Raw genomic sequence first — 26,332 nt, forward strand, 5'->3', positions numbered from 1 at the left:
CTTTCCGGTTTGAATTTAGTAGAAATGGTACATGGCGCTAACTCTAACGCGCGCCGATTGCGATCGGGTCGTTCACGGCAGAATGGTTCGACAACGCCGAATTGGCCGGAGAACCCGTTCTCGTCAACGAAGCGGAAATGGCCAATGCCTTCAAGTACCACCTGCGGTTCTCCAAGCAGATCGGAACTCAGCACAAGGTCCAGAGTTCACCTTCGTGGTCGAGCTTGATTTCGATTTCCGACAAGACGTGCTCCACGTTCGATTGACCATCGCCAACGCCTAAACCCACGGCATGTTCAATTTTCGCAAATGTAGGACGAAACAACTGGACCCGCCTGTGTCATCGCCCTAGTTTGCGAGCCGTATCGGAGGCCGTTCATGCTGCAGCAGCCAACAAGAAACGAAGTTCTGACCGATAACACCGGACTCGATGTCGCACAGGCAGGCGCCATCTGCTATCGACGAAATGCCAACGGACGTCTCGAAGTGCTTTTGGTCGGCAGTCGACGCAACGGTCGATGGGGCGTTCCGAAAGGCCATATCGAGAGCCGCGAAACGAGCAGCGCGGCGGCCTTGAGGGAGGCGTTTGAGGAGGCCGGCATCATCGGTGACGTCGACAGCACGCCCGTCGGCAGTTTCACCTATCAAAAGGACAGTAGCGTGAACCGTTATACGGTTGCCGTTCATCTTTTGAAAGTTTTGAGGATTGCCGTGGCGTTTCCCGAAGCAGGACTTCGCAAGACGCAGTGGTTCCGGTTGAAGGATGCGAGTCGTGAAGCCGCGCAGCCGGGCCTGCGGACGCTGTTGTCACGGCTCGAGACGATGGGGGTATGAAGTTCGGTTTCGGCAAGTCGTTAGCGCGTGCCCTCAAGTCTCAGAAGAAATTCAGCAGGCTGATCGAGAAGGCCTTCAAGGCGCCTCGGAACAAGACGAAACGCACGAGGCCGACACCGCGTGCTGCGAAACCTGTTCTTGTCGAGACGACTGCGTTTGGAAGCAATCCCGGCCGCCTGACCATGAAAACCTTCGTGCCGGCAGCGCGGCTGCCGAAACGCCCGGCACTTGTCGTCGTGCTTCATGGCTGCCGGCAGACACCCGAAAGTCTGGATGGTGCCGCTGGCTTCTCTAGGCTCGCAAAGGAACGCGGCTTCGTTCTCCTTTACCCTGAGCAGAGAAGCGCCAATAATTCGCAACGATGCTTCAATTGGTTCCGTCCAAGTGCCGTCGCCAGAGACCGCGGAGAGCTGCTCTCCATCAGGCAGATGATCGAATATGCATGCGAAAAACATCGCATCGACCGCTCGAGGATCTTTGTCACAGGACTGTCTGCAGGCGGGGCAATGACGGCCGCGCTGGTTGCCAACTATCCGAAGCTGTTCGCAGGCGCCGCGATCATCGCCGGCATGCCCCTCGGAGCGGCCCGAGATGCGATGTCGGCGTTACGAGCGATGAAGTCGGGCGCGACGCCCCCGCCTGGCGGCTGGGGGCGACCCGTCAGGGAAATCTCCTCAGAGATAAAGCAGTGGCCGCCGATAACCATCTGGCATGGCATGGATGATAGGACCGTGAACCCCACCAACGCCCTCGCATCCATCGCTCAGTGGCTGGAAGTCCAGGGCATCGCCGAGAGCAGCGGACGCGCGGAGGAAAAACCGTGGGGCAGATTGCAGTCGTGGCGGGCCGCAGACGGTCTGAAACTGGCCTTCTATTCGGTCAGGAAGCTTGGGCACGGGCTTCCAATCAAGATGCGGGAAGCCACAACGCCGATGCGCAGTGGAGACCCTTACGTCATCGCGGCGGAGATTTCGGCTCCAGCCGAATTGCTGCGGCTATGGGGCCTGAAGAGGCTCAGCTTTTAGTCCCGATAACGCTGCGCTTTTTTCCCCTTTCACCGTCCGACTGCCGCATCTCGTCAGGAGCCGCCCGATCCGGTGACGTTGTCGCTGTAAATGAGAGCTGCCAGATCGGTCAGACGAATTTCGACCTGAGGCGGAATCGCAGTCGCGATATACGTTCGGCGGACCGCGGTGCGCGCTGGTCGCCACTCGGTCTTTAGCATCGACCTCTGCGGGGCGAGCCTAGTCTAACGGCCGCATCGCCTAGCGGTTCAGATCGTAGGCTTGATGGGATGCGCGAAGCTCCGCCAAGGTCTTGCCGACGCAGGTGCCTCCACCTTCACCGCCGATAGCCTTGGCCTTGCCGTCGAGGGTGATCGTGCCGGCGATCCGTTCGGATGCCTGATAGGTTGCAACGCCGTCCTGTGAGATGCGTGACAAGTAGAAGCTGTGGTAGGTTTCATTGTACTTGCAATGGATGACCAAAGGAAATTGCTCAAACGGATTGTCCTGCGCCCGTCCAGCGAGTGGAAAGGTCACCAGCAACAGCAGAGCCGCGATGCATGTTGTGGCCGCTGCATTCGATCTGTGGCAGAATAGGAATCTCATTGTTCAACCCTCTTTGCACGGTCGATTTCAATCCATCGCCGCTATAGCTTCTGTGCTTTATGCATGACCTTATCCCCGAAGCGCCCCCACGTCCGGACGACATGCGTCAGGTGGTGAGCGCGATGAGCGCCTCGCGGTCCAGAAGGCGAACGACGCGCTGCAGCTTGCCCTTCAGGCATAGGACGCCTTTTTCGCGGAGTTTCGTGAAGCAGCGGGCAACGGTTTCGACTGTCAGTCCGAGATAGTCGGCGACGTCGCTGCGGGACATCATCATGTCGAACTCCAGATCTTCCGGATGACGGTCTGCCATTTCGCAAACGAAGGCCGCGACCCGCTTCAGCGCGCTTTGTTCGGTGATAACGAGCTGCTTGTGCTGTGCCTTGGCGAGGTTCGTCAGCGCGATGTGAAGAAGGTCGATAGGAACGACCGCGTTCTGGCTGGTTCGAAAAGGTCTGATGGAGGCCTCGCAGACGGCTTCCGCAAAGTCGGTTCGAACATTCCCGGTTTCAAGGCCGAACCATTCGCCCTCACCGCAGAATGACAGAATATATCGCTGTCCGCTGGCCATCAGGCGATAAATGCGCACCGCACCCGTTTCGACCTGATAGATTGCAAATGCGTGTTCGCCTTCGCTGTAAATTGTCTCGTTGGCCTTGAGCTTGATCGACTGATCCCTGGCTGTTCCGACAGTTGTTCCATGACGACGGCCCGGAATTGCCATTTGCCTTACGGTCGCGTGGTGATGAAGCATATGCGTCGCCCCCCAATCCGCCTAGCAACATAACCAATCGCCGTCTGCCTCGATATTCGCGAAATCCCTTAAGTATCGCTACGGAAGCTCGATCCCCGACAGCTGTGTGACGCGGCCGCGACCTATCGGGCAGGCGTCCAAGCACCGTCGCCGGGCAGGGCCTTGGTGGTTCCAATCGGCTGCGCTGCCGTATCCAGGGTGATGGCCATCCGCATGAGCTCAGCCAGATTACGTGCGCCCATTTTCGCCATCACGTTGGCGCGGTGGACTTCGACCGTGCGTGCGCTGATACCAAGCTGATAGGCGATCATCTTGTTCTGCAGGCCGTCAAGAACGCCGGCCAGAACCTGGTGTTCGCGCTCCGTGAGCTGACGAAGCCGTACCGCAACGCTCTCAGAATCAGCGATGGCCCCGCCCGGACGCCTCTGTCCCACCGCCGCGTTGATCGCCGCTATCAGCGCCTCTTCTCTGACGGGCTTTTCAAGGAAATCGGATGCGCCCGCCTTCATCGCCCGGACGGCTGCGGCGATATCGCCCTGACCGGTAATGACAATGACCGGAACGTTCAGTCTCAAACGGCGCAGGCGCTGGAGCAATTCGATACCATCGATTTCGGGCATGCGCAGGTCCGTCACGAGGCAGCTTCGTCCCGAAAGCGGCAACAGTTCCAGAAAGGCTTTGGCAGAGCTATGCGTCCGAACGGCGAAACCTGCCGACACCAACAGGAACGTTAAAGACCGCCTAAGCGACTCCTCGTCATCAACGAGATGGATCGTGAGGTCGTTCGCCATCGGTTGTTGTCTCCACCAGCGGAAGGGAAAACGAAAGGATTGAACCGCTTTCCATTCTGTTGCGCGCGCTTATGCGCCCCCCATGCGCCTCGATGATGCGCTTGGACAATGCCAGGCCCATACCGAGGCCGCGCGGTTTGCTGGTCACGAAGGGACGAAACAGCGCCTCCTCGATGTCGACCGCAATTCCGCAGCCATTGTCGGATACGTCGACAACGAGGCGGGAGAAATCGTCGGTTCTGGTTCGGATGGTGATATGCGGCTGCGCAATGCCGTCGGTAGCCTCCACGGCGTTGCGCACAAGGTTCGTCAGCACCTGCACGATTTGGACGCGGTTCGCAAGCACGACGTCCCGCTGCGCTTCGAGCTGAAAATCGGCACAAAAGCCTTTTCGCTGCGATCCGGCAAGCGCGAATGCCGTCGCCTCATGGATGAGCGCGTGCATCGCCTCAATCTTTCTCTCGTCGGCGCCGCGCTTGGCGAATTCTCTGATGTTCTGCACGATCTTTCCCGCCCACAGAGCGTGCTGCGTAATCTCGGACAAGGCTTCACAGAGTTCTTCGCCGTGGCCGTGTCGATGCTTCTTTACAAGCCGCCCGCAACCCTGCGCGTATGCGGCGATCGACGCCAGCGGCTGGGCAAGTTCATGAGCCAGCGTCGATGTCATTTCACCGAGCGCGACTATTCTGGCGAGGCGGGCAAGCTCGTGCTGAAGCTCCTGGACATGTTGCAAAGTCTCGCGTTCGGTGCGGAAATCCTCGAAGATCACCGCGAAGAAGTGTCCTTTGTCGTCCTGCTCTCTGATGATCGTCAGGGCAGTTGGAAATTGAACACCGCTCCTCGTGATCGCCACACCCGCCCGGACCACGCCCCGGTCTGCCCAGCGTCCCTTCAACGTGACATCCGGTGTCGGATACCAGACAAAGTCGATCCTCTGACCAAGCAATTCGTCTTCCTCATAACCGAACAATGCCACAGCAGCCCTGTTGCAGGCCGAAATTCGGTGACGCTCGGTAATGAAGAACACCGCGTCCGGCAGGTGTTCATAGAATTGCCGGATCCAGTCCATCCGCGGTGCGCCATCGCCCTGCCGCAAAGCGCCTGGCCGGTCGCGGCCTGTCATCCGAGTTTCCATGAACGAGGGTCGGCCCGAGACGTCCGGGTCAACACGATCGCATTCCTCAACATGCGGCGCTTCCATCTTGATGGACACGATGGTTTCCTCCGCCCTTGAGACGGCCTGCCCCTTAATGGGCTTTGCCCTACAAGGACTTGAGGTTACCACCTTTGGGAAACGGGTCGGTGTAGTATCGCGTAGCCTCTATGGGTATCTCAGTGCCAATCGCCGGTGGAAAGGCCTGGCCTGCCTAGGTTTCCGCTCGGCTCCTTCCATTGATTCGGCTCAATGTCGCCGGCTCATTCTTCCGCTACTCTGGCAGGAATGGGCACACGGCCATTTGAGGAGCAGGAAGATGATGAAGATTGCCCTTGCTATCGCCATTGCGAGCGCGGCGTTGGTTGCGGCGCCTGTCGACGCCCAGCAGACGCGCAAGGAATACCGGCGCATGAACTGGGCCGAAAACCTGCCGGAGCACATCAGAAACTATCACGACAAGCGTTTTTCAATCGTCAGCTTTCGAACCGCGGTCGAAGTCGGTGCGATGCCGAGGCCGGGCAGCGCCGAACATGTGAAGGAAATCCGGACAGCTATCCGTTCCAACACATGGCTCGTCCAGCAATTGAAGGCTAAGAAGCTGACCCCCAACCAAATAGAATGGGTGACGCGCGCCCGTAACGGCAACCTGACCTTCTATATTGAGTGAGGCGTTGCTGGAGCCACAGGAACCTCATCTTCTATCGAAAGGGCGGGACAATGATGTCGTTGCGCCGCCGCCCGCAAAACGCCGGCTGGAGAACCAATGCCGGACGAGCGACCGGCCTGTGTAAGAACAGCCCCGTATCCAGTCGACGCTCGTGCATCAACGGGGAGGGTTCGATGATGTGGCGGTTGGTCGTCGAAGCACCATTCGAAGAGGATATCGAACTCGCCGTCATTGACGGTGATGGTATCCACGCCCTGGTTTTTCCGTGCCAGCGCCTGGCAAGCGGATGGGCCAATGCCTTGACGGGCGAGATGCTGGACGTTCATCCCACCCATTGGCGCGCATGGCAGATACGCCGAAACGATCGGTCCGATCTTCACTGAGCGACGGCATCACTGGGCGACGCCGGGGTCACAAATGCTGCACCGCACCTTGTCTGCAATCAATGACATGAGTGGACCCGCCAAAATAATCTGACGCTGTTCAAAGAGCTATCCCGATGGCTGGAAGGAGGACCACATGCGTGGTTTCGGTGTTCATTCTGAGGTTGGAAAACTGAGAACCGTCATGGTCTGTCGACCATCCCTGGCGCATCAACGCCTGACGCCTGCAAACTGCCATGATCTGCTTTTTGACGATGTCCTCTGGGTTCATGAAGCCCAGAAGGACCACTATGACTTCGTCCTGAAGATGCAGGAAAGGGGTGTCGAGGTTCTCGAACTTCACGATCTGCTCGGTCAGGCCCTCGCCAACGAGCAGGCGCGCGATTTCATCCTGGACCGGCGCATCACCCCGAATGTGCTTGGCTCGCAGGTTGCCGAGGCGATGCGGCCATGGCTCGACGAAATGCCGGCCAAACAGCTTGCCGCATTCATGATCGGCGGCATCGCGATCTCCGACCTGCCCGACGTCAAGGCCAAGGCGTTGATGCTCAGCGCCTTGCCGGAAAGCGATTTCGTCATCCCGCCGATTCCCAACACGCTTTTCCAGCGCGATCCCTCCTGCTGGATCTATAACGGCGTGACCTGCAACCCGATGTTCTGGCCGGCGCGACGCGCCGAGACACTGATTCAGCGTGCCATCTACAAGTTTCATCCGATCTTCCAGGGCGGCGATTTCCAGATCTGGTGGGGTGACGCCGATCATCAATTTGCCAACGCCTCGATGGAAGGCGGCGACGTCATGCCGATCGGGAACGGTACGGTACTGATCGGCATGGGCGAGCGCACCACCTATCAGGCGGTCGGCCAGGTGGCTCAGGCCCTTTTCAGAAGCAAGGCGGCGAAGCGGGTGATCGGCTGCCTGATGCCGAAGAGCCGCGCGGCAATGCATCTCGATACGGTCTTCAGCTTCTGCGACCGCGACGTCGTCACACTGTTTGCCGAGGTCGTCGATCAGATCCGTTGCTACAGCATGCATCCCAAGGACGACGACGGCACATTCGAGATCCATCCGGAAAATGCGCCGATGCTCGATGTCGTCGCCGAAGCGCTCGATCTGGCGAAGCTGCGCACCGTCGAGACCGGCGGCAACTCCTACCAGGCCGAACGCGAACAATGGGACGACGGCAACAATGTCGTGGCGCTCGAGCCCGGCGTCGTCGTCGCCTACGACCGCAATACCTACACCAATACGCTGCTGCGAAAGGCGGGCGTCGAGGTCATCACCATCCGCGGCTCCGAGCTCGGACGCGGTCGTGGTGGTGGACACTGCATGACATGCCCGATCTGGCGCGACCCCGCTTACTGACCGTTTCCATCCACGAACCAGACCGACGGAGCAAGACCATGAGTTTCAATCTGCGCAATCGATCGCTTCTGACCGTGCAGGACTATACGCCGAGGGAATTCCGCTATCTCCTCGATCTCGCGCGCGACCTGAAACGGGCCAAATATGCCCGCACCGAACAGGAGCATCTGAAGGGCAAGGAAATCTGCCTGATCTTCGAGAAAACCTCGACGAGAACGAGGTGTGCCTTCGAAGTGGCCTGCTCGGATCAGGGCGCCAATGTGACCTATCTCGATCCATCGGGGTCGCAGATCGGGCACAAGGAATCCTTCAAGGACACGGCGCGAGTGCTGGGGCGCATGTATGACGCGATCGAATATCGCGGCTCCGCCCAGAGGGGCGTGGAGACGCTGGCAAAGTACGCCGGCGTGCCGGTCTATAACGGCCTGACCGATGAATATCATCCGACCCAGATGATTGCCGATGTCATGACCATGCGCGAGCACAGCGACAAGCCGATCGCTGAAATCAAATATGCCTATGTCGGCGACACCCGCTCGAACATGGGCCATTCGCTGCTGATCGTCGGCTGCCTTCTCGGCATGGATGTGCGTATCTGCGGGCCGAGATCACTGTGGCCCTCGGAAGAATACATGAAGATCGCCAGGGATTTGCAGCAGGCTTCGGGTGCCCGGCTGCTGGTCACCGAAGATCCGCGAGAGGCCGTCAAGGACGTGGATTTCATCCATACGGATGTCTGGGTTTCGATGGGCGAGCCGAAGGACGTCTGGCGCGAACGCATCAAGCTGCTCACACCTTACCAGGTCAATCAGGATCTGATGAAGGCGACCGGCAATCCGCAGACCAAGTTCATGCATTGCCTGCCGGCATTTCACGACACCGAGACGACGCTCGGCAAGCAGATCGCCGAAGATTACGGCATGGAGAACGGGCTCGAAGTGACCAACGACGTCTTCGAATCCGAAGCCAACGTCGCCTTCGAACAGGCTGAGAACCGCCTGCATACGATCAAGGCCCTGCTCGTTGCAACCCTGGGAGATTAGCATGCGTGTGGTCATAGCGCTTGGCGGCAATGCGCTTCTCCGGCGCGGAGAAGCGATGACCGCCGATACCCAGAGGCGAAATGCGCGCACCGCCGCTGAGGCGATCGCGCCGCTGGCGGCCGAACATGAGATCGTAGTAACCCACGGCAACGGACCGCAGGTCGGGCTGCTCGCGCTGCAGGGAGCGGCCTACAAACCAGAGGAGGCCTATCCGCTCGATGTTCTCGGCGCCGAGACCGAGGGCATGATCGGCTATATGCTGGAACAAGAACTCGGCAATCTCCTGCCGTTCGAGCAACCTCTGGCAACGCTTCTCACCATGGTGGAAGTCGACGCCGAAGATCCGGGGTTCCGGAACCCTACCAAGTTCGTCGGGCCGGTCTACGACAAGGGCGAGGCGGATCGGATCCGCACGGAGAAGGGTTGGGTGCTCAAGCAGGACGGTGAAAAATGGCGGCGCGTCGTCGCCTCGCCGGCGCCGAAGCGCATCTTCGAGATCCGACCCGTGCGCTGGCTTCTGGAGCAGCGCACCATCGTTATCTGTGCCGGCGGCGGCGGAATTCCGACGATGTACGAAAAGGGCGCTGATCGGAAGCTGATCGGCGTCGAGGCCGTGATCGACAAGGATCTGTGCTCGGAACTGCTGGCGCGAGAACTCCACGCCGATCTTTTGATCATGGCGACGGATGCCGAGGCTGTCTGCATCGATTGGGGCAAGCCGTCCCAGAAGGCGATCCACCGCGCTCGTCCTGACGATCTCGCGCAGTTCTCCTTCCCGGCCGGCTCGATGGGCCCGAAGGTCGATGCTGCCTGCCATTTTGCACGGGCAAACGGCAAGACGGCCGCAATCGGCTCTCTTGCCGAAATCGCCGGTATGGTGCGCGGTGACCGCGGGACGATCATCAACGAGCGTTTTGATAACCTGAGCTGGCATGCCTGAGGGCCTGGTCGATCAGGCAAACTTATCCTGAGACGGCAGCGGTTGCGTTGCGGCGTTCGCTGCCGTTTCCTTGTCTGTCGCGCCAGCCGCGTTGCGTCTTTGCCAGACATAGACGGGGATGCCGAGCATCAGCAGCACGAGGCCGTAGAGCACCGGTTCGGCGCCGGAGCCGTAAAGGGTGAAGATCGCAAAGATGAACGCGATGAGCTCGATCACGCTGACCCTCGGCATTCGCCCATCAGTCACGCTTGCGACAAGGCTTCCGGCAAGCGCGCAGAAGGCATAGGGAACGACGGCGGCCATGGTGCTCAGTCCGACCATCAGCCGATAGACGGCGGCAAAACCTTCGGAGCCCAGCGCCTGGACGAGCACGAGGAGCGTTGCCAACGAGGCCGAGATGATCATGCCCCACCCCGGCACGCCTCGCGGGGAGAGCCGGGCAAATAGCGGCGGAAACAGCCCATCGCGGGCAGCAGCCATCGGAACCTGCCCCATCAGCAAGGTCCAGCCGTTGAGCGCGCCGATCGAGGAGACCAGCACCGCAAGCGAGATGGCCAACTCGCCGGGCCGTCCCCACATGATCCCTGCCGCCTGGGAAAATGGCGCAACCGACTGAACAAGCTGTTCACGCGGCACGAGGCCCATCACCACGATCGTGCCGAGCACATAAAGGGCAGCGGCGATGGAGATGCCGAGCACGGTCGATCGTGGGATCGTCCGCTCCGCATTTTCCACGTCGCCGGCTGGAACGGTCGCCGATTCCAGCCCGAGATAGGCAAACATGGTGAGAGGCGCCAGGGTCGCAAAGGACTGCAGCAACGGCTGACCGCTCGGATTGAATTCGGCGAAATGCGACGTATCGATATAGAGAAGACCGATGATTGCAACGGCGCCGAAAGGCAGCAGTTTGGCGTAGGTCGTGACCTGCGCGAAGACTCCGGCCGCGTGAACGCCGCGAAGATTGACAAGCACGATCGCCCAGATCACGCCGAGCGTCAGCACCGTCGCGGCGAATCGGTTGGCGAGGGCAGGGAAGAGATCGACCATCACGCCGGCAAAGGCAATCGCTATGACGGGCAGCGATGTCCATATCGAGATCCAGTAGCCCCAGGCGATCAGAAAGCCGGCGAAATCGCCATAGGCGAGCCGCGTATAGGCATAGGGGCCGCCGACGGCCGGCACGAGGCTGGCGAGGCGCGCGAAGGTCAGGCCGAGGCAAATCGCGCCGGCGCCCATGACGATCCAGACGATGATCGCAAGGTTGCCATAGGGCGCTACCGCGGCTGGTGAAAGATAAAAGCCCGATCCCACCATATTGCCGACCACGATGGCGGTGCAGGCAGCAAGTCCGAGGCTCTTGCCATTTTGCGACGTTGTCATGAGCTTCCCCCGCGAGCCGGCTGCCCGGAGCCGATGTCTCTGCGGACCGCCTTCAAACCGTAATTGTCGTTGCAAAAACCGGCTGCCGCAATCCGGATCAATGCGTAGTCGGCGGGGCTGGTCTAGCCTTCGTCATCGGGCTAAAGCTGCTTAGATCGCATGACGGGCCGGAGCGGGAGGCGGGGTCGACGATGCTGAGCGAGCAGGGGTTTCTCAGGGTGTCGATTGCCGCGACCGTCGTGGTCGCAACGCTCGGCGTCGTCTTCGGCATTCTTTCCGGCTCCTTCTCGATCGCCTTCGACGGCGTTTACTCGCTGGCCGATGCCGCGATGACCGGTCTTGCGCTTGGAGTCTCCAACCTGATCATCCAATCGACCCAGAGCGATGCCCGATCCGGCAGAATTCGCAACCGCTTCACCATGGGCTTCTGGCATCTGGAGCCTATCGTGCTGATGCTCAACGGCTGCCTGCTGATGACGGTCGGTGTCTATGCGCTGATCAGCGCGATCATCAGCATCCTGAACGGCGGCCACGAACTGCAATTCGGCATGGCGGTCGCTTATTCCGCAGCGACCTTGTTTGTCTGCACGGTCATGGCCTTCCTCGGCATCAGGCTGAACGCCCGCATCAGATCGGATTTCGTCTCGCTCGACGTCAAGGCATGGATCATGTCGGGCGGCATCGCGCTTGCGCTGCTCGTCGCATTCCTGATCGGTATGGCGGTGCAGGCAACGCCGGCTGCCTGGCTTGCCAACTATATGGACCCGGCGGTTCTGGCGCTTGTCTGCCTGGTCATGATTCCGCTTCCGGTCGGCACCGTCTGGAAGGCATTGAGCGAGATCCTGCTGATCGCCCCCGTCGATCTGCAGGAACATGTCGACCGTGTCGCCTTGGAAACGGTTCGCCGTCTCGGCTTCCTTTCCCACCGCGCCTATGTCGCCCAAGTCGGCCGCGCAATGCAGATCGAACTTTATTTCATCGTCCCCGAAGGGCTTCCTGCCAAGACCGTGGAAGAATGGGACGCGCTCCGCGACGAGATCGGCAACGCGATCGGTGACGAAAGCGCCAATCGCTGGCTGACGATCGCCTTCACCGCCGATGCGGAATGGGCCGAATAGCTAGTCAAAGCGCAATTCCGCCGGCGATGTCGAAATGCTTCGCGTCACCTTGATTGCAATCAAGGACGCTCCACGACCCGTCATGTACGATCCTTCGACCTGAGATGCAGCGGGCTGCATGACGGCCACAGCCTTTGACATCAGGGTTCTGGAGGAACGCATGGAATTCCAGATGGCATTTCCGATAGCGGTCATCGATGAGGATTTCGATGGCAAGAGTGCTGCCGGCCGCGGAATGCGCGATTTGGCCTCAGCCATCGAAACGGAAGGGTTCCGGATCGTCTCCGGTATTTCCTATGAGGATGCCCGCCGTCTCGTGCATGTCTTCAACACCGAATCCTGCTGGCTGGTTTCCGTCGACGGCACCGAGGACAGCGGCACGCGCTGGCAGGTGCTGGGGGAGGTTCTCGCCGCAAAACGGCGAAGAAACGACCGCCTGCCGATCTTCCTCTTCGGCGACGACACCACGGCGGAAGACGTTCCGGCCACGGTGCTGCGCCACGCCAATGCCTTCTTCCGGCTGTTCGAGGATTCGGCGGAATTCATGGCGCGCGCCATCGCGCAGGCAGCCCGCAATTATCTCGACCGGCTGCCGCCGCCGATGTTCAAGGCGCTGATGGATTATACGCTGGAGGGGGCCTATTCCTGGCACACGCCTGGGCACGGCGGCGGCGTCGCGTTTCGTAAGAGCCCCGTCGGCCAGCTCTTCTACACGTTCTTCGGTGAAAACACGCTGCGGTCCGATATCTCAGTGTCAGTCGGCAGCGTAGGCTCGCTTCTCGATCATGTCGGGCCGATCGCCGAGGGCGAGCGCAATGCCGCGCGCATCTTCGGCACAGATGAGACGCTGTTCGTCGTCGGCGGCACGTCGACTGCCAACAAGATCGTATGGCACGGCATGGTCGGGCGCGGGGATCTCGTGCTGTGCGACCGCAATTGCCACAAGTCCATCCTGCATTCGCTGATCATGACGGGCGCGACGCCCATCTATCTGACGCCCTCGCGCAACGGGCTCGGTATCATCGGTCCGATCTCGAAGGACCAGTTCACGCCGGAGTCGATTGCCGGCAAGATTGCCGCAAGCCCCTTTGCCGGGCAGACCAGCGGCAAGGTCCGGCTGATGGTCATCACCAACTCGACCTATGACGGCCTCTGCTACAATGTCGATGCCATCAAGGCGTCGCTCGGCGACGCGGTCGAGGTGCTGCACTTCGACGAAGCCTGGTACGCCTACGCCAATTTCCACGAATTCTACGATGGCTTCCACGCGATCTCGTCGAATCAGCCTGCGCGGTCGCAAAACGCCATCACCTTCGCCACCCAATCGACGCACAAGCTGCTGGCCGCCCTTTCGCAGGCGTCGATGATCCATATCCAGCATGCCGAGACCAAACGTCTCGACATCACCCGCTTCAACGAAGCTTTCATGATGCACACCTCGACCTCGCCGCAATACGGCATCATTGCCTCCTGCGATGTCGCGGCCGCCATGATGGAGCAGCCGGCCGGACGCGCGCTCATCCAGGAGACGATCGACGAGGCGATCAGCTTCCGCCGGGCGATGAACGCGGTGAGGAAACAGACGGAAGACACCTGGTGGTTCGACGTCTGGGAGCCGACGATTGCCGGGCAGACGCCGACCGACACCCGTGCCGACTGGGTCTTGAAGCCGGATGATGCCTGGCATGGTTTTGCCGGCCTTGCCGAAAACCATGTCATGGTCGACCCGATCAAGGTCACCATCCTGTCGCCGGGCCTCTCGGCCAGCGGCGTGATGGATGATCACGGCATTCCGGCGGCGGTCGTCACCAAGTTCCTGTCCTCGCGGCGCATCGAGATCGAGAAGACCGGCCTCTATTCCTTCCTCGTGCTGTTCTCGATGGGTATCACCCGCGGCAAGTGGAGCACGCTCGTCACCGAACTGCTGAATTTCAAGGATCTCTATGACGCCAATGCGCCATTGACCCGCGCACTGCCGGCACTGGCCGCGGCACATCCGGAAGCCTATGCCGGAATGGGGCTCAAAGATCTCAGCGAGCAGATCCACGCGATCTATCGCAAGGACGACGTGCCGAAGGCGCAGCGCGAAATGTATACGGTCCTGCCCGACATGGCACTGCGTCCGGCCGATGCTTATGACCGGCTGGTCAAGGGCCGGATCGAGAGCGTCGAGATCGACGACCTCATGAATCGCATCCTTGCCGTGATGATCGTTCCCTATCCGCCCGGCATTCCGCTGATCATGCCGGGCGAACGGATCACCCAGTCGACGAAGTCCATTCAGGACTATCTGCTTTACGCCCGTGACTTCGACAGAAAATTCCCCGGTTTCGAAACCGATATCCACGGCCTTCGCTTCGCGCCCGGTGACGGCGGTCGCCGCTACCTCGTCGATTGCATCGCAGGGGAGGGGCAAGAATGATCCCGCGCGACGTGAAATCTCCGACGGTCGCAATACCGTTCCACAAGATGCTGAAGATCGTCGCGATCATCGATCGCGACAATGCCCAGGCGCAGGAACTGGTGTCACAGATCACCGCCCAGGGCTTCGAGGTGGAACAGCGCGACGATTATTCGGCCGACGTGTCAGAGGATGCTGACGTCGGCGCCTATATCGGCTCGGTCGAGGGCGGGCGGCTGGTTTCGGCACGCAGCTTCCTTCGTTCCGTCAGGGATATCGGTTTCCGCACGCCGATCTGGGCGATGGCCGATACGCTGACGATTGCGGATATGGATGTCGTCGAGATGGCCGGCGAGGTGGATGGTTTCGTCTATCTCGGCCAGCAGACGCCGACCTTCTATGCCAAGCAGATCGTGTCCAGCGCCGTGAATTACGGCAAATCGCTGCTGCCGCCATTCTTCGGCGGCTTGATGGCCTATGACGGCGAGGCCAATATCGCCTTTGATTGCCCGGGGCATCAGGGCGGCCAGTTCTATCGAAAATCGCCGGCCGGACAGATCTTCTTCAAATATTTCGGCGAGAGCATCTTTCGCAACGATCTCTGCAACGCAGATGTCGATCTTGGCGACCTCCTGATCCATGAAGGCCCCGCCGTCGAAGCCCAGAAGCAGGCGGCGCGCATCTTCGGCGCGGACCGCACCTATTTCATCCTGAACGGCACGAGCACCTCCAATAAGGTCGTCGCCAATGCGGTACTGCACAGCGGCGATCTGGTGCTCTTCGACCGCAACAATCACAAATCCCTGCATCAGGGTGCTCTCGTGCAGGCCGGCGCCATCCCGATCTATCTGCCGACCGCCCGCAATTCCTTCGGCATGATCGGCGCGGTCGACTGGTCGGCTTGGGACGAAAGCTGGCTGCGGCAAAAGATAGAGGAGCACCCACTCGTCGCCGACAAGAGCCGTGCGGAGGCGGAAAGGCCGTTCCGTCTGGCCTGCATCCAGCTCGCGACCTATGACGGCACGATCTACAATGTCGCCCAGGTGATGGAGAAGCTCGGCCATCTCTGCGACTACGTGCTCTGGGACGAGGCTTGGATCGGCTACAACGCCTTCCACCCGCTCTTCGAGGGCCATAGCCCGATGCGGCTGAAGGGCCTCAGGGCTGATATGCCCGGGCTGTTCTCCACGCAATCGGTCCACAAGCAGGGCGCCGGCTTTTCCCAGGCATCGCAGATCCACAAGCGGGATGAACATATCAAGGGCCAGCGCAGGTTCGTCGAACACAAGCGCTTCAATGAATCGCTGCTGATGCACGTCTCGACCTCTCCCTTCTATCCGCTTTTCGCCTCGCTCGACGTCAATGCCAAGGTGCATGAGGGCAAGGCCGGCGAGATGCTCTGGGACCGCTGCATCGAGCTCGGGATCGAGGTTCGCAAGAAGCTGCGCGGTTTCGTGGAGCATTACGAGACCAAGGCCGCGACCCCGGAGGAGCAGTGGTTCTTCGATCCTTTCGTGCCGGACAGGGTGACGGTTTCGGGCTCCAAGCACACCGGCGATCTCGCCGCCGCCAAGTGGGAAGATGTCGCGACGGAGGTACTGAAACGCGAGCAGCAATGCTGGCGGTTCGATCCGGAGGCGAGCTGGCATGGTTATTCGGGGTATGCGCCCGGCTATACCATGGTCGATCCCAACAAGCTTACGCTGCTGACCCCCGGCATCGACCGGAAGACCGGCGAGTATCGCGAGTTCGGCATTCCGGCGACCGTTGTCGCCAACTATCTGCGCGAGCAGCGGGTCGTGCCTGAAAAATGCGACCTGAACAGCCTGCTCTTCCTCCTGACACCTGCCGAAGACGAGAGCAAGCTGAACACGCTCGTCGCCAAGCTCGTCAAGTTCAAGAACCTGTGGGACCGCGATGCGCCGCTGCAGGAAGTGCTGCCGACCGTCTTCGCCGCCCATCGCGAGCGTTATGCCGGCTATAGCGTCCGCCAGGTCTGCCATGAGATGCATTCCTTCTACCGCGAGGCGGGGGTCAAGGAGTTGCAGCGCCTCTGCTTCCGCTCCGAGAGCTTCCCCGAACCGGCGATGGCACCCAAGCAGGCCTATGAGGCACTGGTCGCCAACAATGTCGACTATGTGCCGCTGACGGAAGCCGCCGGCCGCATCTCTGCGACGCTGGCGCTGATCTATCCGCCCGGTATCGGCGTGATCGTGCCGGGAGAGCGCTGGGACGACAGGGCGCGGCCGATGCGGGACTATTTCCTCGCCTTCGAAGAATCCTTCAACCGCTTCCCCGGCTTCAATTACGAGGTCCAGGGCGTGTTCCAGGAGCGGATCGATGGGCGGATCAAGTTCCACACATATGTCGTGCGCGAGTAGGCTGGAGCACGAAAAGTGCGAAGCGGTTTTGCGGCAACGACATGTATGAAAACAGAGAGTTAAAGCGTGAGCCAAGCGAAGCTGCAGGATCGCGACGCGCTTTAGGGAGGATTACGTCATGACCGACAACACGATGCATCTTGCGGCCGAGGCCACGACCAAGAAAAAGATGAATCTGGTGCAGCTCACCTTTATCGTCGCCGTCAACATGATGGGGTCGGGGATCATCATGCTGCCTGCCAATATGGCGCAGGTCGGGGCAATATCGCTGCTCTCCTGGCTCGTGACCGCTATCGGCTCTATGGCGATCGCCTATGGCTTCGCCCAGGCCGGGCTGTTCAACCAGCGCCCCGGAGGCATGTCCGCCTATGCGGAGGATGCCTATGGGAAGGACGGCTACTTCATGGTGTTCTTCCTGTATTTCCTGTCGCTTGCCGTCGGCAATGTGGCGATCGGCATTTCGGCCGTCGGATACCTGGCCGGTTTCTTCCCGGTGCTGACCTCGACCCCGATCATGACCTGCCTGGCGCTGATCGTGTTGTTATGGCTGACTACGGCCGCCAATTTCGGTGGACCGCGCATTACCGGCCGCATTGGCTCGGTCACGGTCTGGGGCGTCATCCTTCCCGTCGGATTGCTGTCGATCATCGGCTGGCTCTGGTTCAGCTCCAGCACTTTCGCCGCCGCCTGGAATCCGCAAGGCCTGACGCTTGGGCAAGGCATGGGATCGAGCATCTCGCTGACGCTCTGGGCCTTCCTCGGGATGGAATCCGCGGCGCAAAATTCCGATGCCGTCGAAAATCCCAAGCGCGACGTACCGCTCGCCTGCATGTTCGGCACGCTGGGCGCGGCCGTCATCTATATCCTGTCCACGACGGTCATACAGGGCATCGTGCCGAATGCCGATCTCGCCGCTTCAACGGGACCGTTTGCACTCGCCTATGCGACCATGTTCAATTCCACGGTTGGTTCCATCGTCATGGCGCTTGCAGTGCTGGCCTGCCTCGGCTCGCTGCTCGGATGGCAGTTTACGATCGCACAGACGGCGAAAACCGCCGCCGACGAGCGGATGTTCCCATCCATATTCTCGCGGGTGAACGATATGGGGGCTCCCATGGCCGGCATGATCATTCTTGGCATCGTGCAGACATGCCTTGCCTTGATGACCATATCGCCGACTTTGAGCGAACAGTTCTCGGCGCTCGTCAATCTCGCCGTCGTCACCAACGTTCTGCCCTATATCATCGCGCTTTCGTCACTGTTCGTCATGATGAAGGCTGCACGCGTGCCACAGCCGAAATACCGGCTGAATGCGACCATCGCCCTTATCGGCATGGCCTACAGCGTCTTCGCCATCTATGCCTCGGGTAAGGATGCGGTGCTCGGCGGCATGATCGTCACAGGCATCGGCTTCATCATCTACGGCCTGATCGCCCCGCGTTTCGCCAGCGCCACGAACCAGCTTCCGGCCGAGTAACAGAGGAGGATCGGACATGTCAGGAACAAATGATCGCTGGGCGGCTATCGCCGCCTCTGTCCTCACGGCGGCGGCCGTATTGGCCCTCAGCGCGTCCGCGCAAGCTCAGACGCTCGACCGCATCAGAACAAGCAGCGCGCTGAAGCTCGGCTACGATCCGGATGCAAGGCCGTTTTCCTTCAATGGCGAACAAGGGCGGCCGGACGGCTATGCCGTCACCCTCTGCAACAAGATTGCCGATAGTCTGAGGGCACAGCTGAACCTGCCGAAGCTCAATGTCGAATGGGTTTCGCTTGCAGGCGACGCCAAGACACGCGCGATGGAGAGCGGTACGGCTGACCTTGTTTGCGGTGCGGAGCCCGTAACGTTGACGCGCCGGCAGCAGGTCTCGTTTTCCATCCCGATCTTCCCAAGCGGCACCGGCGCGCTCTTGAGCGCCAGCTCGCCGCTGGCTTTGCGGGAAGTGCTCCAATATGGCGAACCTTCGACCCGCCCCGTCTGGCGCGGTTCACCGGCGCGGACGATCCTCGAGCACAAGACCTTCTCCTCGATTGCCGGCACGACGAGCGAAGGCTGGCTGAGCGACAGGATCAAGACCTTTCAACTCGCTGCAACGGCTGCGCCGGTCGACAATTATCAGCAGGGGATCGAGCGCGTCGTGGACGGCAGTTCGGCGGTGCTCTTCGGTGACATGCCAATACTCATGGATGCCGCCGCCCGCAGTGACAATTCCGGTAATCTGATCGTCCTGCAGCGCCATTTCACCTACGAACCGCTCGGTCTTGAGCTGGCCCGCGGCGACGAGGACTTCCGCCTCGCCGTCGATCGTGCGCTCAGCCAGGTCTATGCCGGGCCGGATTTCCGGGCATTCTTCACAACCTGGTTCGGCCCGCCGGACGAAGCGACCGTGACCTTCTTCCGGCAAACAGCTCTGCCGGAGTAGCACTGCATTGCGGCGGTTAATCAATCGTCGAACAAGAGGCGCGCTGCGGAGCATAGTCACCTGTAACCCGCTGCGCGCCTGAGCAAAGGCTGCGATTCAGCGGCTGAACGGGAGTGACGAGGTGAGTCTCCTTTGGAAAGAAATCCGTGAAAACCCCATGCTATGGCTGCTCGCGGCAGTGCCGGTGGTCTTCGTCGCTGCGAGCGTTGCCCCTGAGGCTCACACGGTGCTCTTCATGCTGTCGGTGCTTGCCGTGATACCGCTGGCCGGGCTCCTCAGTCACGCGACCGAGTCCGTTGCGGCGAAAACGGGCGACGCCGCTGGCGGACTGCTCAACGCCACGCTCGGGAACCTCACAGAGCTTGTCATCGCGTTGACCGCCCTGCGCGCCGGACAATATACGCTGGTAAAATCATCGGTTGCCGGTGCAATCGTCACCAACACTTTATTCATGCTGGGGGCATCGTTTTTGCTCGGCGGCCTCAAACATCACAGTCAGGAGTTCAACCGGGCCAATGCGCGTCTTCAGGCCGGCCTGCTTTTCCTCGCCACGATCGGCCTGCTGATGCCTTCGGCGGTTGCGTCAATGGATTCGACCTCGGCTACTGAAGTGATTAACAAGCTCAGCCTAGGCTTGGCGATCCTGCTAATCGTCGGCTACGCGCTGGGGCTCCTGTTCACTCTCAAGACGCATCGCGAGTTTTTTGCCGCCGCCGAGCACGCCGAGACCGATGAAACCCCGTGGCCGATTGGGCTGGCGCTAACCACACTCGCCGGTGTGACGATACTGGTCGCGCTGGTCAGCGAAATCTTCGTCGAATCGGTGCAGGAGGCTGCCAAGGTTTTTGGGATGACGCCTGCCTTTGTCGGTTTCATCGTCGTCGCACTGGTGGGCGGCGCAGCCGAAATGGCTTCGGCATTTTCCGGCGCACGCAAGAATCGCCTCGACCTGAGCGTGGGCATAGCGCTCGGAAGCGCCTCGCAAATAGCCCTGTTCGTGGCGCCCGTGCTGGTGCTGTTGAGCTATGCGATCGGGCCGACGCCGATGGATATGCAGTTTTCTCCGGGCGTAATCGTCATGGTTTTGCTGGCGACCATGACGGCGATGTTCGTGACCAACAGCGGGCGATCGGCGTGGTTCGTAGGCATATTGGTGCTGATGGTTTACATGATCTTCGCCACGACTCTGTATGTGTTGCCCGATCGGGGGCATGAAGCGGATCGGGGCGCGGCCCGCACCAGTGCCTTAGCAAGCATCGTGCGCCATTGACGTGAGGTGTGCAATTACCATGAGGCCGCGTAAGTGGAAGGTCGAAAGGTGCAGATAAAACCTGTCCGAAAATCGAGCCCCAGACAGATGCGCCGCCTGTTTTTTGTGGCGCTCGTAAGGCAGCTTCATGTGATCTGGCCAATCCTGTCCGGGATCGTCTCGGTGATGGTCGGGTCTGGGCTTGCGATCTGGCGTATAGAAAATTGGCGCATCGATGAAGCCATGTATTTCACTCTCGTCACCGGCCTGACTATCGGCTACGGCGATTTTACCCCCAAACATGTCTCATCGCGCATATTGGCATTGGCGATTGGCTTTGCGGGCATCGTGCTAACCGGCATCGTCGCCGCTGTCACCGTGAAAGCTCTGGATGCGGACGACCGGGAGCCTTAATTCCTGCTCTGCTGTCTCGTTACGTATTGCTACGGAAGTCCCAAAGCATCAGCAGGTGTATAAGGCAATAGGTGGCGTCGCGGGAGGGCTCGATGGTATCGGACGAGGGAAGAACCAGCCCCGCACCTCACGATCCCGCAGCCGTTCGCGAGCAGCTCGATCGCATCCTCGCCAGTCCCGAATTCCATGCTCCCGAGCGTGGGCGGCGTTTCCTGCAATATATCGTCGAGGAGATGCTGGAAGGACGCGGCGAACAGCTCAAGGCCTATACGATTGCGCAGGCGGTTTTCGGGCGCGACGCTTCCTTCGATGCGCAGAATGATCCGGTCGTCCGCATCGAGGCGGGGCGTATTCGCCGCGCGCTGGAGCGATATTATCTCGTCAGCGGAAGCAGCGACCCGATCGGGATTACCATCCCCAAAGGAGGCTATTCGCCGCATTTTACGAGCAGCAATGGCAGCGCGAATCCGGGCGAAGGGATCGATTTGCGAAGCCGCGGAAACAAGCGGCGCGATCTTGAGCGACCGATCGCCTATCGCGATCTTCTGCTGCCGATCGGCGTGCCAGCGCTGTTCGGCGTGATCGCGGTTCTGGCTCTCATCCGCCCGCTGGAAGCCTATTTTTCAAAGCCGAAAGCGCCGCCGGCGCCCGCCGCGTCGACGGTCGCGAGCAAGGCCAGCGTCGTCGTCGAGCCGTTCGCGGCTATCGGCGACAGCTCAGAGGGCGTGAATTTTGCGAAAGGCCTGGCCGACCAGCTGCTGTCGAAACTGATGAAAGCGGAAAATCTTGTCGTGTTCTCGCTCGACCGGCCCGGCGCTCAACCGATCGTTCCGCGGTTCAATCTGCAGGGAAGCGTGGTTATCGAGGGCTCCGTCCTTCATCTGCATGTCCGCCTGATCAATGGCGCCGACGGCACGGTAGTATGGGCCAATCAATATGATCGCGAGCTGCAGGGCCGGACCATTCTCGATATCGAGGACGAGATCGCCGGGCAAATCGCGATGGAGATTTCAAACAGCCGCAAGCAGAGCGCCGCATCGCCCGGTCGATAGTGCCCTTATCTTGCCGTCGGCGCGCCGACATCAAGTCCCGAGGCACGCAATCCGTTCAGGAAGCGCTCCTGATCTTCAGTCCGTTGCAAGCGCAGCGAAACTTCCTCGCGGACATTGGCCATCAATGCCGGCGCATGGGCATAAAGCCAATGCTCTTCCGCTTCGGCTTCCTCGGTCTTCCCGGCCGCCCCGAGAATGGATAGCAGCACAAGACGATGGACCGGGTTCGAGCCGAGATCGGATTTTCGCGACCAGCGCTCCGCCTGTTCGAGATCGCCCTTCATGAATGCACACAGCGCCATGCCGGCTTCATAGTATCCGCTGGGACCGACGCTCTTGTTGAGGGCGACCGAGAGCAATTCGCAGCCTGATTGCCACTTCCCGGAAAGCGCCAGTCGATAGCCATATTCACCGGCGACTTCGACGTCGCCAGGATTGGCGGCATAGGCTGCCGTGCCCGCCTTCAGGGCCTTGTCGACATCTCCCTGGAAGAAGCCCACCAACATCAGCGCCTGCAGAACCCGGGGATCGCCCGGCGCGAGAGATGCCGCCTGCTCCACCGCAGCGGTTGCCATTTCGAGCGGTCGAACCGAAGAGGGAGTGCCGAGCTTGTAGCGAAACCGCAGTTCGTCAAGATAGACCATGGACAGCAATGTCCAGGAAACAGCGTTATCGGGGAATCGCTGTGTCGCCTGCCGCAGGCATTCCAGTGCGGCACCGTGGCTTTGCGCGGTCATGGCCTGACGGTAGCTGTAATAGGCGCGCGTGCAAGCATAGTCATCCTGGTCGCCATTTTGCGCTCCGACGGTCTTGTCCGTCTCCGTTTGAAGAACGGCGCCACGAGGATGCGCTATGGCGCTGGAAATCTCCCTGGAAATGTTGGCTTGGATGACAAGCTTGTTCTCGGTTTGAAGATCGGCATCGAAACTTCTGGCCCAGATGACCGCGCCGTCCAATTGACGCACCAGCCTGGCCGCGGCGCGCAATCTGCTTTTGTAGAGCTGGACATTGCCGTGGAGCGAGTAGTCGACACCGGCGGCATGAGCTCCGCGCAGCGGATCGGCGACGACGACGATGTGGTCGATCCGGGCAAGCCGACCGATAACATCGTCCCTCAGCCCGCGAGCGATATCCGAACCGGCGCCGGCGGAGCCGCTTTCGGAAAAGAATTCGACGAGCACCTTCGGATGGGCGCTCGCCAGCGGCGGAGTGCCGGTCGGGCGCCCGTTCCAAACAGACAGTGCAAATGCAAGGGTCAAGGCGAAGAGCGCAAACCCTACTGATATGACGATCCCGAAGCCCCGAGCGGCCGAAAGTATCGGAGCACGCATCTCGCCAGGAGAGCTGTCTTGCGTATTAACTTCTGCGGCCTGACGCTCCTCCGGATTTGTCTCCGACGAAGGCAGCACTTCCTGAGCATATTCGAAATGCGGCACGTATCCGCCTTTGGGCACCGTGATGATGACCTCGTCCGTGCGCCCTGCGACGAGATAATAGCGCTCGAGCGCCTTTCTGATCCGACCGGCCTCGATCCGGACGACAGGATCATTCTGCGGGTCGAATGAAGCTTCCCGGCCGAAAACAACATTCGCTATCGTGAAGGCTTTCAGGAACCCCGATCGGCCGGCAAGGGTCTCATTGACCACGAACTCGAGGAAATCCCGCCCCCGCTTCGGCGCGTGAAATTCCTCGCTTCCAAGAATTCGCTCGACCTGACGGCAGATTTCATCAACCGTCGGCTCGAGACTGCCCAAAACATTGACCTTTGCGTTCCTCATGATCGCCCCACGACAAGTCACGCAATTATCTAAGCCCATTCTAATACATCATAACGCGCGAGCCCATGGTTGCAAGTTTTGCTTTAGGATTCGCGCATAAGGCCACAAATTTGGGCGTGAGCTGTTTTTTGCGCACCTGGAAAGATGCGATTTTTGGCCATCGCACTAACGGAATGAGCGACAGCGATTGTTCGCTACCGAACTAAGCTGGCAATGATGGCTTTCGGTCTGATACAGTCGATGTTACCTCGGGAACAATCCGTCACCTTTCTGACTTCGTATCAATTGCAGGACGCGGTACCAATGCGGAGCTAGTTCATGAGCCAAGAACGCGGCCGCAGAAAACTGATGTTGCGGCTTCCGGATATCCGCCATCTGCTGGCGGACATAACCAACGAGACCCTCGGCGAACTGTTCGAGGCCTATGATCTTGCGGTCGATGCGCTGGATCGGTTCCGGACCCAGAACCCTAGGGAAGACAAGCTCGTTGCGGAATATGAGGAGCTCTGTCGCGACATAGAGCAGGAGGTTGTCGTATACTGTACCAGCCGGTAGACCGGCCGAGGCCTATCCGGCGCGCTCGGTTTCGGCGCTGAAAGCCGGCGCGCCATCATGTTCTGATCCTTCCGCTATTGCCGCAGGCCAGGCCCAGGCTCTCAGCAGCTCGTAAAAGACGCTGAGCACCACCGGCCCCAGGAAGAGGCCCAGGAGCCCGTGGGAAAGCGTGCCGCCGATCACGCCGATCAGGATGACGGGCATCGGAGTGGAGAGGCCTCTCGCCATCAGGATGGGCTTCAGGATGTTGTCGACGATCGAGATCGGCACCGCAAGGCAGGTAAAGGCAAAGGCGTTGGCGAACGGCCAGGAGAACCAGGCCCAGATGACGAGCGGCAGGAGCACCAGCGCTGGCCCGAGTTGCATGACGCACAGTATGAAGACGACGAAGGTCAGCGCTCCGCGGGCCGGAACGTCGAAGACGGCAAAACACAGTCCGCAAAGCAGGGTCTGCAGGAAAGCAACGCCGATGACACCGCGCGAGACATTCCGCATTGTGGTTCCCGACAGCCGGGCGAAACCGACGCCCTTTTCGCCCCCGACTCGGCTTGCCAGAATCTGTATCGCCGCCGCCAGGCGCGCCGACTGGGTGAGGAACAGGCCGGAGAGTAAGATAGAGACGACGAAACTCAATACACCGCCGCCGATCGAGGCAAGCTTTGTGACCACCGCGCCCATGACCTCGCGAATGGGTGCCTGAAACTTGATGATCGTCGAAGCCAGATCGCCGGCAACACGATTCCAGACATCATGGAGCCGCTCGCCGACGACAGGCCAATTCCTGATGGCGTCAGGCGCTGCCGGCAGGGTGAATTCTCCGGTCCGTAACCTGCCGATCAACGCCTCTACGGTTTCGGTGAAATTGACGGCGACGAGGGCGAGCGGCCCGATGATCAGGACGAGGCAACCGGCGACGATAACGATGGCGGCGATCACCGGCCGGTTTCCGATCAGCCGCGAGAGCGTCGCAAACATCGGGTAGAGAGCAACGGCAAGGATGGCGGCCCAGATGAGGATAAGTGCGAAAGGAGCAATTAGCGTCATCGTCCAGTAAGCGAAAAGTCCGATGATGCCCAAACGGACCAGGTCGCTTACTCTCGCCTCTATCGAAATCTGACCCGCGCCGGTCCCTGGCGTTGTCGTATCAACTGTCTGCTCCATCGTCACATCCGTGAGGTTACAGGCCGGACCCACCTGCCTATGAGGTCGTGTCAGGCACGACATGGCGGACGCTGCGGTCCTCAGTGAAGTCGGCCGGTCGTTTCTGCCGTTTCCCCAGATCGGGCTCGTCAAATTTCACTCGTTCATACGGAATGGACTGCAGGATGTGCGAGATGCAGTTGATCCGCGCCCGTTTCTTGTCGTCGGAAGGCACGATCCACCACGGTGCATGGTTGGAGTCGGTCATCCGCAGCATCTCGTCATAGGCGCGCGTATAATCCCACCAGCGCTGGTAGGATTCGACATCCATGGGACTGAGCTTCCATTGCCGCACCGGATCATGGATCCGGCGCCTGAAGCGGCGCTCCTGTTCCTCCTCGGTGACCGTCAGGAAATATTTGAGAAGGATGACGCCGCTTTCGACGATGGCGGCTTCGAAGCGGGGCGCGAGTTCGAGAAAGCGCTGCGCCTTCTTGTCACTGCAGAAGCCCATGACACGATCGACGCCGGCCCGGTTATACCAGCTGCGGTCGAATATCACGACTTCGCCGGCTGCCGGCAGGTGGGCGATGTAACGCTGCATGTAGATCTGCGACTTTTCCCGGTCGGTGGGAGCCGGCAGAGCCACAACGCGGAAAACACGCGGGCTGAGCCGTTCCATGATCCGCTTGATCATGCCGCCCTTGCCGGCGGCGTCGCGCCCTTCGAAGATGATGACGATCCTTGCGCCTGACTTCTTCACCCAGGCCTGAAGGTAAGCCAGCTCCACCTGCAGCCGGCCGATTTCCTTGTCATAATCCCAGGATTTCTTCTTCTTTTTATCTTTGCCGTTGCGGGTTGCCTCTGCTTCTGCCTCTCTCGGCTCGTAGTTTTCGTCCATGG

At 60.3% G+C, this 26,332-nt stretch carries 25 protein-coding genes; 16 read left to right on the forward strand and 9 right to left on the reverse strand.

Annotated features, from left to right (window positions below; translation table 11 throughout):
• The first annotated feature begins 378 nt into the window (after positions 1–378).
• Entirely contained in the window at positions 379–834 is a 456-nt protein-coding gene (locus tag J0663_RS25620; RefSeq protein WP_207244807.1) for an NUDIX hydrolase, read from the forward strand.
• 40 nt (positions 835–874) lie between these two features.
• Here J0663_RS25620 and J0663_RS31840 read toward each other — a convergent pair whose 3' ends face one another.
• Positions 875–1,000, reverse strand: a complete 126-nt coding sequence (locus tag J0663_RS31840) for a hypothetical protein (protein WP_259666286.1) — start codon at positions 998–1,000, stop codon at positions 875–877.
• A 16-nt stretch (positions 1,001–1,016) separates the two neighbouring features.
• On the opposite strand from J0663_RS31840, the gene J0663_RS25625 reads away from it, so the two are divergent.
• The gene (locus J0663_RS25625; RefSeq protein WP_246590458.1) at positions 1,017–1,859 is read left to right on the forward strand and encodes an extracellular catalytic domain type 1 short-chain-length polyhydroxyalkanoate depolymerase; all 843 of its coding nucleotides are present in this window, start codon (positions 1,017–1,019) and stop codon (positions 1,857–1,859) included.
• Positions 1,860–2,099: 240 nt separating this feature from the next.
• On the opposite strand, the gene J0663_RS25630 is transcribed toward J0663_RS25625, so the two are convergent.
• The 4 genes from J0663_RS25630 to J0663_RS25645 all read right to left on the reverse strand — a co-directional run bounded on the left by J0663_RS25630 (position 2,100) and on the right by J0663_RS25645 (position 5,187).
• Positions 2,100–2,381, reverse strand: coding sequence for a hypothetical protein (locus tag J0663_RS25630; protein WP_375337022.1), 282 nt, complete (start codon positions 2,379–2,381; stop codon positions 2,100–2,102).
• Between the two features lie 169 nt (positions 2,382–2,550).
• Complete coding sequence (locus J0663_RS25635) at positions 2,551–3,195, reverse strand: helix-turn-helix domain-containing protein (RefSeq protein ID WP_207244810.1); 645 nt, start codon at positions 3,193–3,195, stop codon at positions 2,551–2,553.
• A gap of 122 nt (positions 3,196–3,317) precedes the next feature.
• The gene (gene fixJ / locus J0663_RS25640) at positions 3,318–3,986 is read right to left on the reverse strand and encodes a response regulator FixJ (RefSeq protein WP_207244811.1); all 669 of its coding nucleotides are present in this window, start codon (positions 3,984–3,986) and stop codon (positions 3,318–3,320) included.
• The gene (locus J0663_RS25645) at positions 3,955–5,187 is read right to left on the reverse strand and encodes a sensor histidine kinase (protein ID WP_259667078.1); all 1,233 of its coding nucleotides are present in this window, start codon (positions 5,185–5,187) and stop codon (positions 3,955–3,957) included. The genes fixJ and J0663_RS25645 overlap by 32 nt, the downstream gene beginning before the upstream one ends.
• Positions 5,188–5,458: 271 nt before the next feature.
• Here J0663_RS25645 and J0663_RS25650 point away from each other — a divergent pair, with 271 nt between their 5' ends.
• From J0663_RS25650 to arcC, 5 genes are all read left to right on the forward strand, one after another.
• Entirely contained in the window at positions 5,459–5,809 is a 351-nt protein-coding gene (locus J0663_RS25650; protein ID WP_207244813.1) for a hypothetical protein, read from the forward strand.
• A 173-nt stretch (positions 5,810–5,982) separates the two neighbouring features.
• Positions 5,983–6,192 (forward strand): hypothetical protein, encoded by a 210-nt coding sequence (locus J0663_RS25655; RefSeq protein WP_375337021.1) that lies wholly within the window; start codon positions 5,983–5,985, stop codon positions 6,190–6,192.
• 136 nt (positions 6,193–6,328) lie between these two features.
• Positions 6,329–7,558: an arginine deiminase gene (gene arcA / locus J0663_RS25660; RefSeq protein ID WP_207244814.1), complete on the forward strand. Its 1,230-nt coding sequence runs from the start codon at positions 6,329–6,331 to the stop codon at positions 7,556–7,558.
• Positions 7,559–7,596: 38 nt separating this feature from the next.
• A complete protein-coding gene (locus J0663_RS25665; RefSeq protein ID WP_207244815.1) occupies positions 7,597–8,601 on the forward strand; it encodes an ornithine carbamoyltransferase in 1,005 nt (334 codons plus the stop codon).
• A 1-nt stretch (position 8,602) separates the two neighbouring features.
• Positions 8,603–9,541, forward strand: a complete 939-nt coding sequence (gene arcC / locus J0663_RS25670; protein ID WP_207244816.1) for a carbamate kinase — start codon at positions 8,603–8,605, stop codon at positions 9,539–9,541.
• Between the two features lie 12 nt (positions 9,542–9,553).
• On the opposite strand, the gene J0663_RS25675 is transcribed toward arcC, so the two are convergent.
• Positions 9,554–10,921: an amino acid permease gene (locus J0663_RS25675; protein WP_207244817.1), complete on the reverse strand. Its 1,368-nt coding sequence runs from the start codon at positions 10,919–10,921 to the stop codon at positions 9,554–9,556.
• 191 nt (positions 10,922–11,112) lie between these two features.
• On the opposite strand from J0663_RS25675, the gene J0663_RS25680 reads away from it, so the two are divergent.
• The 8 genes from J0663_RS25680 to J0663_RS25715 all read left to right on the forward strand — a co-directional run bounded on the left by J0663_RS25680 (position 11,113) and on the right by J0663_RS25715 (position 21,956).
• The gene (locus tag J0663_RS25680; protein WP_207244818.1) at positions 11,113–12,039 is read left to right on the forward strand and encodes a cation diffusion facilitator family transporter; all 927 of its coding nucleotides are present in this window, start codon (positions 11,113–11,115) and stop codon (positions 12,037–12,039) included.
• A 160-nt stretch (positions 12,040–12,199) separates the two neighbouring features.
• Positions 12,200–14,461 (forward strand): Orn/Lys/Arg family decarboxylase, encoded by a 2,262-nt coding sequence (locus tag J0663_RS25685; protein ID WP_207244819.1) that lies wholly within the window; start codon positions 12,200–12,202, stop codon positions 14,459–14,461.
• Positions 14,458–16,821, forward strand: coding sequence for an ornithine decarboxylase (speC, locus tag J0663_RS25690; RefSeq protein ID WP_207244820.1), 2,364 nt, complete (start codon positions 14,458–14,460; stop codon positions 16,819–16,821). The genes J0663_RS25685 and speC overlap by 4 nt, the downstream gene beginning before the upstream one ends.
• Before the next feature lie 118 nt (positions 16,822–16,939).
• On the forward strand, positions 16,940–18,298 hold the full coding sequence (gene potE, locus J0663_RS25695; RefSeq protein WP_207244821.1) for a putrescine-ornithine antiporter: 1,359 nt from the start codon (positions 16,940–16,942) through the stop codon (positions 18,296–18,298).
• A 16-nt stretch (positions 18,299–18,314) separates the two neighbouring features.
• Positions 18,315–19,241: an amino acid ABC transporter substrate-binding protein gene (locus J0663_RS25700; RefSeq protein ID WP_207244822.1), complete on the forward strand. Its 927-nt coding sequence runs from the start codon at positions 18,315–18,317 to the stop codon at positions 19,239–19,241.
• A gap of 121 nt (positions 19,242–19,362) precedes the next feature.
• Positions 19,363–20,511 (forward strand): calcium/proton exchanger, encoded by a 1,149-nt coding sequence (gene cax, locus J0663_RS25705; protein ID WP_246590432.1) that lies wholly within the window; start codon positions 19,363–19,365, stop codon positions 20,509–20,511.
• A gap of 87 nt (positions 20,512–20,598) precedes the next feature.
• Entirely contained in the window at positions 20,599–20,904 is a 306-nt protein-coding gene (locus J0663_RS25710) for a potassium channel family protein (protein WP_207244823.1), read from the forward strand.
• A 92-nt stretch (positions 20,905–20,996) separates the two neighbouring features.
• Entirely contained in the window at positions 20,997–21,956 is a 960-nt protein-coding gene (locus J0663_RS25715) for a hypothetical protein (protein WP_207244824.1), read from the forward strand.
• A 5-nt stretch (positions 21,957–21,961) separates the two neighbouring features.
• On the opposite strand, the gene J0663_RS25720 is transcribed toward J0663_RS25715, so the two are convergent.
• Entirely contained in the window at positions 21,962–23,734 is a 1,773-nt protein-coding gene (locus J0663_RS25720; protein ID WP_207244825.1) for a hypothetical protein, read from the reverse strand.
• Between the two features lie 318 nt (positions 23,735–24,052).
• On the opposite strand from J0663_RS25720, the gene J0663_RS25725 reads away from it, so the two are divergent.
• Positions 24,053–24,289: a hypothetical protein gene (locus J0663_RS25725; RefSeq protein WP_207244826.1), complete on the forward strand. Its 237-nt coding sequence runs from the start codon at positions 24,053–24,055 to the stop codon at positions 24,287–24,289.
• A 12-nt stretch (positions 24,290–24,301) separates the two neighbouring features.
• Here the strand turns inward: J0663_RS25725 and J0663_RS25730 are convergent, their stop codons facing one another.
• Together J0663_RS25730 and ppk2 are read right to left on the reverse strand one after the other, a co-directional pair.
• The gene (locus J0663_RS25730) at positions 24,302–25,450 is read right to left on the reverse strand and encodes an AI-2E family transporter (RefSeq protein WP_207244827.1); all 1,149 of its coding nucleotides are present in this window, start codon (positions 25,448–25,450) and stop codon (positions 24,302–24,304) included.
• 37 nt (positions 25,451–25,487) lie between these two features.
• Positions 25,488–26,330 carry a polyphosphate kinase 2 gene (gene ppk2, locus J0663_RS25735; protein WP_207244828.1) on the reverse strand — a complete coding sequence of 281 codons (843 nt, stop codon included), beginning with the start codon at positions 26,328–26,330 and terminating at the stop codon, positions 25,488–25,490.
• Between the last annotated feature and the right edge of the window lie 2 nt (positions 26,331–26,332).

The sequence above is a fragment of the Rhizobium lentis genome (assembly GCF_017352135.1).
Lineage (GTDB): Bacteria > Pseudomonadota > Alphaproteobacteria > Rhizobiales > Rhizobiaceae > Rhizobium > Rhizobium lentis.

Bases quoted from the DNA above. Each gene is read 5' to 3' on its own strand.
- J0663_RS25625 (WP_246590458.1), top strand. From the start codon at position 1,017: ATGAAAACCTTCGTGCCGGCAGCGCGGCTGCCGAAACGCCCGGCACTT.
- J0663_RS25715 (WP_207244824.1), top strand. From the start codon at position 20,997: ATGGTATCGGACGAGGGAAGAACCAGCCCCGCACCTCACGATCCCGCA.
- arcA (WP_207244814.1), top strand. From the start codon at position 6,329: ATGCGTGGTTTCGGTGTTCATTCTGAGGTTGGAAAACTGAGAACCGTC.
- J0663_RS25650 (WP_207244813.1), top strand. From the start codon at position 5,459: ATGATGAAGATTGCCCTTGCTATCGCCATTGCGAGCGCGGCGTTGGTT.
- J0663_RS25725 (WP_207244826.1), top strand. From the start codon at position 24,053: ATGAGCCAAGAACGCGGCCGCAGAAAACTGATGTTGCGGCTTCCGGAT.
- fixJ (WP_207244811.1), bottom strand. From the start codon at position 3,986: ATGGCGAACGACCTCACGATCCATCTCGTTGATGACGAGGAGTCGCTT.
- J0663_RS25710 (WP_207244823.1), top strand. From the start codon at position 20,599: ATGCGCCGCCTGTTTTTTGTGGCGCTCGTAAGGCAGCTTCATGTGATC.
- J0663_RS25700 (WP_207244822.1), top strand. From the start codon at position 18,315: ATGTCAGGAACAAATGATCGCTGGGCGGCTATCGCCGCCTCTGTCCTC.
- J0663_RS25680 (WP_207244818.1), top strand. From the start codon at position 11,113: ATGCTGAGCGAGCAGGGGTTTCTCAGGGTGTCGATTGCCGCGACCGTC.
- J0663_RS25665 (WP_207244815.1), top strand. From the start codon at position 7,597: ATGAGTTTCAATCTGCGCAATCGATCGCTTCTGACCGTGCAGGACTAT.
- arcC (WP_207244816.1), top strand. From the start codon at position 8,603: ATGCGTGTGGTCATAGCGCTTGGCGGCAATGCGCTTCTCCGGCGCGGA.
- J0663_RS25685 (WP_207244819.1), top strand. From the start codon at position 12,200: ATGGAATTCCAGATGGCATTTCCGATAGCGGTCATCGATGAGGATTTC.
- J0663_RS25645 (WP_259667078.1), bottom strand. From the start codon at position 5,187: ATGGAAGCGCCGCATGTTGAGGAATGCGATCGTGTTGACCCGGACGTC.
- potE (WP_207244821.1), top strand. From the start codon at position 16,940: ATGACCGACAACACGATGCATCTTGCGGCCGAGGCCACGACCAAGAAA.
- ppk2 (WP_207244828.1), bottom strand. From the start codon at position 26,330: ATGGACGAAAACTACGAGCCGAGAGAGGCAGAAGCAGAGGCAACCCGC.
- J0663_RS25635 (WP_207244810.1), bottom strand. From the start codon at position 3,195: ATGCTTCATCACCACGCGACCGTAAGGCAAATGGCAATTCCGGGCCGT.
- J0663_RS25655 (WP_375337021.1), top strand. From the start codon at position 5,983: ATGATGTGGCGGTTGGTCGTCGAAGCACCATTCGAAGAGGATATCGAA.
- J0663_RS25720 (WP_207244825.1), bottom strand. From the start codon at position 23,734: ATGAGGAACGCAAAGGTCAATGTTTTGGGCAGTCTCGAGCCGACGGTT.
- J0663_RS25730 (WP_207244827.1), bottom strand. From the start codon at position 25,450: ATGGAGCAGACAGTTGATACGACAACGCCAGGGACCGGCGCGGGTCAG.
- J0663_RS25675 (WP_207244817.1), bottom strand. From the start codon at position 10,921: ATGACAACGTCGCAAAATGGCAAGAGCCTCGGACTTGCTGCCTGCACC.
- speC (WP_207244820.1), top strand. From the start codon at position 14,458: ATGATCCCGCGCGACGTGAAATCTCCGACGGTCGCAATACCGTTCCAC.
- J0663_RS25620 (WP_207244807.1), top strand. From the start codon at position 379: ATGCTGCAGCAGCCAACAAGAAACGAAGTTCTGACCGATAACACCGGA.